The organism is Oleiphilus sp. HI0125 (genome assembly GCF_001635355.1).
Genome location: NZ_LWGF01001215.1, coordinates 1 through 1,157 on the forward strand (window position 1 = coordinate 1; position 1,157 = coordinate 1,157).

2 protein-coding genes are annotated in these 1,157 nt (G+C 45.8%); both read right to left on the bottom strand.

The features are described from left to right. A partial coding sequence (locus A3762_RS21170) for an LrgB family protein (protein ID WP_068757506.1) occupies nucleotides 1-701 on the bottom strand: 701 nt, incomplete at its 3' end. Further along, the gene (locus A3762_RS21175) at nucleotides 701-1,057 is read right to left on the bottom strand and encodes a CidA/LrgA family protein (protein WP_068477609.1); all 357 of its coding nucleotides are present in this window, start codon (nucleotides 1,055-1,057) and stop codon (nucleotides 701-703) included. The genes A3762_RS21175 and A3762_RS21170, both read right to left, overlap by 1 nt. Nucleotides 1,058-1,157: the final 100 nt, after the last annotated feature.

Consider the following 1,157-nt stretch of genomic DNA (forward strand, 5'->3'; position numbering starts at 1 on the left):
AAACAAATCGGCAGCAATATCGCGGTGAAGATGGCATTGACGATCATTGCGAGAATCGAATACGCGCCACACTTCGGACTAATTTCAAAGGCTTTGACAGTACCAATCGCATGCGCACTTAAACCAAGTGCGAGGCCTTTTTCTTCATCTCGTTTGATAGAGAACTTCTGAAATATATAGGGTGCAACGACTGCGCCGAAGACACCAGTAATCATCACAAACCCAGCAGCGAGGGAAGCAATCGCGCCTGTTTCTTCTGAAACTAAAACCGCAACAGCAGTGGTCACGGATTTTGTCAGCATTGCCAGAACAGATTCATCGCTTGCTGAAAAGAGCAGTAAAATTGCCACAGCTAGGGCAACAGTGGCGACCCCTCCCACAAACACCAGTAAGCTGATTTTGGCGAGAATCTTTCGCATATGCTTGGCTTCGTAAAACAAGGGCACTGCCAAGGCCACAATCGAGGGCGCTAAAAACCAATGAATAATCTGTACCGAAGCAAAGTAGTCTTTATAGGAAATCTGTAACACTACTAAGAGCAAAATCATCACAGCAGAACCCGCTAACACGGGTTGTAAAAGCGGATGTAAGCCCGACTTCACGTAGGCTTTGCGCACTAGCCAATAAGTGGCCAGCGTCGCCAAGATCAGCCCCAGATCTGTTAGTAAGGAAGTAGCATCAAGATTTGAGAGAAAGTCCATCACAGTGACTGCTCTCTTTCATCTTTCGAAACGAGCTTTGCGAATAGCCATGGCATTGTAATCAAGGTAAACAGTACACTGACGCAGATGGCAACCAGAATAGCCAGCCATTCTTTTTGGATTAAATGCCAGTGATCCATGATGCCAATACAAGACGGCAGAATAAGCAGCGGGATATACAGGGTAAGGGTTTGGCTAGAGCGTTCTAGGTACTTGCCGGGCTTGCCACGAAATACACATATAGCAAACACAATCAACAAACCAATAATCGCACCCGGAATGGGAATACTAAGTTGATCGACCAACCATGTGGCCAGCACGCTAATAAGACACAGGCTAACTAAGCCAAACACCATGTTCTTCTGCCCAAAACTTTTAATTATTAATATTCACAAGCTCGAGATAATAACGGAGATCATCCACGGCTCAAGCCTGTTTGCTGAATATCCGGCATAC